5 protein-coding genes are annotated in these 3,749 nt (G+C 68.1%); 2 read left to right on the top strand and 3 right to left on the bottom strand.

Annotated features, from left to right (window positions below; all coding sequences use genetic code 11):
- From QK444_RS33965 to QK444_RS33975, 3 genes are all read right to left on the bottom strand, one after another.
- A partial coding sequence (locus tag QK444_RS33965) for an inorganic phosphate transporter (RefSeq protein ID WP_282786111.1) occupies positions 1 to 848 on the bottom strand: 848 nt, incomplete at its 3' end.
- Positions 849 to 1,044: 196 nt separating this feature from the next.
- Complete coding sequence (locus QK444_RS33970) at positions 1,045 to 1,443, bottom strand: VOC family protein (protein ID WP_282786112.1); 399 nt, start codon at positions 1,441 to 1,443, stop codon at positions 1,045 to 1,047.
- Positions 1,444 to 1,535: 92 nt separating this feature from the next.
- Positions 1,536 to 2,429, bottom strand: a complete 894-nt coding sequence (locus QK444_RS33975; RefSeq protein ID WP_282786113.1) for a 1,4-dihydroxy-2-naphthoyl-CoA synthase — start codon at positions 2,427 to 2,429, stop codon at positions 1,536 to 1,538.
- Positions 2,430 to 2,546: 117 nt separating this feature from the next.
- On the opposite strand from QK444_RS33975, the gene QK444_RS33980 reads away from it, so the two are divergent.
- Both QK444_RS33980 and QK444_RS33985 read left to right on the top strand, forming a co-directional pair.
- Positions 2,547 to 3,203 carry a PaaI family thioesterase gene (locus QK444_RS33980; RefSeq protein ID WP_282786114.1) on the top strand — a complete coding sequence of 219 codons (657 nt, stop codon included), beginning with the start codon at positions 2,547 to 2,549 and terminating at the stop codon, positions 3,201 to 3,203.
- 85 nt (positions 3,204 to 3,288) lie between these two features.
- Entirely contained in the window at positions 3,289 to 3,735 is a 447-nt protein-coding gene (locus QK444_RS33985) for a hypothetical protein (protein WP_282786115.1), read from the top strand.
- Positions 3,736 to 3,749: the final 14 nt, after the last annotated feature.

Raw genomic sequence — 3,749 nt, forward strand, 5'->3', positions numbered from 1 at the left:
GGCAGGCCGAAGTGGGCGGAGGTGAGGATGATCGCGCCGCTGGTGGCCTCGGCCGCGAAACCCTGCGGCGGCGCGATGTCCACCAGGCCCTTGCCGAGGGTGCGGATGATCCGCCAGCCACCCAGGCAGGTGCCCGCGGCGATGGCGATCGCGCAGGAGGTGATCACCCACAGCGGCAGCGGGTCACCGGCGGTGGCGGAGCCGTGCGCGATGAGGGCCAGGAAGATGATGCCCATGGTCTTCTGCGCGTCGTTGGTGCCGTGCGCCAGCGACACCAGGGAGGCCGAACCGATCTGGCCCCAGCGGAATCCGCGTTCCACGGTATTCGTATTGCTGCCGCGCGTGATCCGGTAGACCAGCCAAGAGGCGAGGCAGGCGACCAGCGCGGCCACCACGGGGGCCAGCAGGGCCGGGATGATGATCTTGAACAGCACGCCCTTGTCACCGGCCGCCCACACCACGCCGTTCCAGCCCAGGGCGGCGACGGTCGCGCCGATGAGCCCGCCGAACAGCGCGTGCGAGGAACTCGACGGCAGCCCGAGCAGCCAGGTGAACAGATTCCACAGGATGCCGCCGACCAGTCCGGCGAACACGATGTCGAGCAGTGCTTTCCCGCTCACCTCGTCCAGGCGCACGATGCCGTCGGTGACGGTCGCCGCGACCGCGACCGACAGGAACGCGCCGACGAGGTTGAGGGCCCCGGAGAGCAGCACGGCCCGGCGCGGGGGCAGCGCACCGGTGGCGATCGAGGTGGCCATCGCGTTCGCGGTGTCGTGGAATCCGTTGGTGAAATCGAATGCCAGCGCGGTGCACACCACGATCAGCAGAACGAGCAGTTCGGCAGACACGCCCCCAGTTTGCGGCACGCCGTTAACGTCCCGTTAACCGCCACCCCGCACGGAATCACAGCGGGCGGCATGTTATGCGGTATCGCCTCCGCTACCCGAACGGCCGGAACCCGGTGTTCGGCGGGCGATTCGTGCTTGGCGGGCGATTCGGTGTTCGGCGGGTCAGTGTTCGGCGGGCGATTCAGTGCTCGGCAGATCAGTGTTCGGCGGGCGGCCGGGAATCCCGGCGCAGCGGGTGTTCGGCGGGCACCTCCACCAGCACGATCGGCACCCCGTCCGGATCGCGCACCCACATCTCGATCAGCCCCCACGGCTCCCGCCGCGGCGCGCGGTCGATCGGCACCCCGCGCGCGGCGAGCTCGGCCGCGGCGTCCGCGGCGTCGCGCACCTGCAACCAGATCGCGCCCGAGAACCCCCGCGGCGCATCCTCGGCCCGCCCGTGCCCGGCCACCTCGATGAGCGACTGCCCCGCGAACAGCACCGTCCCACCCGGGTACTCGCGCGCCACGGCCAACCCGAGCCCGTCCCGGTAGAACGCCAGCGTGGTCGCGTAGTCGGCCGGGCGCAGAATCACCCGGCTACCGAGAATGTCCATGATCGAACCTCCTTGTTCGACGCAGCCGCTTGTTCAACTCAGCCGCTTGTTCAACTCAGCCGCTTGTTCGACTCAGCCGCATCCGACCCTGCTCAGAAGTACCAGGGATACGGCTTCCAGTCCGGCTTCCGCTTCTCCAAGAAGGCGTCACGGCCCTCCACGGCCTCGTCGGTCATGTAGGCCAGGCGGGTTGCCTCACCGGCGAACAGTTGCTGGCCGACCAGGCCGTCGTCGGTCAGGTTGAAGGCGTACTTGAGCATGCGGATGGCCTGCGGGGATTTGCCGAGGATGTCGGCGGTCCACTCCAGGGCGACGTTCTCCAGCTCGTCGTGGTCGACCACGGCGTTCACCGCGCCCATCTGGTGCATTTCCTCGGCGGTGTAGGGGCGGCCGAGGAAGAAGATCTCGCGGGCGAACTTCTGCCCGACCATCTTGGCGAGGTAGGCGCTGCCGTAGCCGCCGTCGAAGCTGCCCACGTCGGCGTCGGTCTGCTTGAAGCGGGCGTGTTCGCGGGAGGCGAGGGTGAGGTCGCAGGTGACGTGCAGGGAGTGCCCGCCGCCCGCGGCCCAGCCGTTCACCAGGGCGATGACGACCTTGGGCATCATGCGGATGAGGCGCTGCACCTCCAGGATGTGCAGGCGTCCGGCGCGGGCTGCGTCGACGGTGTCGGCGGTCTCGCCGCTGGCGTACTGGTAGCCGCTGCGGCCGCGGATGCGCTGGTCGCCGCCGGAGCAGAAGGCCCAGCCGCCGTCCTTGGCGCTGGGTCCGTTGCCGGTGAGCAGTACCGCGCCGACATCGGAGGTCATCCGGGCGTGGTCGAGCGTGCGGTAGAGCTCGTCGACGGTATGCGGCCGGAAGGCATTGCGCACCTCGGGCCGATCGAACGCGATGCGCACGGTGCCCTGGTCGATATGCCGGTGGTACGTGATGTCGGTGAGGTTCTCGAACCCGGGGACGGGCCGCCACAGCGTCGGAGTGAAGGTCACGCGCTCGAACATAGTGGGCGATCGTCCCCCGGTCGGCCGCTCCCGGGTGTGAGCTGCGGCGCGGGTTCCGCGCGATCTTCCACTTGACGGTGTAAAAACACCCGCTACCGTGCTGGTATGAGCGAACGTCCGGAACCTGTTATCGACGCCAGTGCGGTGGACCACGATCGGTACGAGCGGCACGGCGGATTTCCCAAGATCGTCGAGGCGCATCCCGGACCGGAATTCGGATCGTTCGTGGCGGCCATGCGCACCCTGCAGGACCTCGCCGTCTCGGTCGACGCTCCGGACGAGGTGTACGGGCGGGCGCTGCGGCAGGCGCGCGAACTCATCGACCTGCTCGAGCCCTACCGCGCACCGGAGTTGGCGAGTCCGGCCGGGCGCGCCACCGCGCTGCCGGGGCGCGGGAGTCTGCTGATGCCGCCCTGGCGGGTGGTCGAGGCGGGCCCGGACGGGGTGCGCAGTCAGGGGGAATTCCGGCGATATCACGTGGGCGGCAACAGCGCGGTACACGGCGGCGTGCTGCCGTTGCTGTTCGATGACTTGTTCGGCACCCTCGTGCACTATGCGGGTCGACCGATCAGTAGGACCGCTTTCCTGCATGTGAATTACCGGAAGATCACTCCCATCGAAACGCCATTGACGGTGGTAGGGACCGTGGATCGGGTGGAGGGGCGCAAAACCTTCGTCAGCGCACGGCTATTGGATGAATCTGAAATGCTGCTGGCCGATTGTGAAGGGCTTATGGTGCAGTTGCTGCCTTGGCAGCCGTAGCGCGTCGGCATCGTGTGTGCTCGAGCACCGGTGCGTATAGTTGCGTGCGCTCGTTCATCGCAAACCTATCCGGAGGAACCTGAAAGTGGTTGCAGCACTGTCTGAATCCCTGCTCGACGACACCAAGCGCGCGGCCTTCCTGGCCGATGCCCAGTCGGTTCTCGACGCGGAGGTGTCGGATAAGGGCGGCGCGTCGGGTCTGGCTGTCAAGGGCGGCTACGCCGCGGTGAAGAAGGTCAGCCCCACCATTGTCGGTGACGCGCTGTCGTCTTTCGCGCCCAAGTTCGTCGAGAAGCTCGAGCCGTACTGGGCCGAGTACAAGGCCGGTGGGGCAGGCTCTTTCGCCGATCTGCTGGTCGCCAAGCAGGACGAGGTTGCCGAGGCGCTGCTGGCCGTCACCGATGAGCGCGCCGCGGCCTCGTCGCGTCCGGCCCTGACCAAGGTCTACAACTCGATGCGGTCGTCGGCGAAGAAGCATGTCGCCGAGGCCCTTCCGCGGGTCGGCGACCTGGTGCAGCGGCACGCTGGCTAATTGAAGACTGGTCG

Source organism: Nocardia sp. CC201C, assembly GCF_030010695.1.
GTDB classification, from domain to species: Bacteria; Actinomycetota; Actinomycetes; order Mycobacteriales; family Mycobacteriaceae; genus Nocardia; species Nocardia otitidiscaviarum.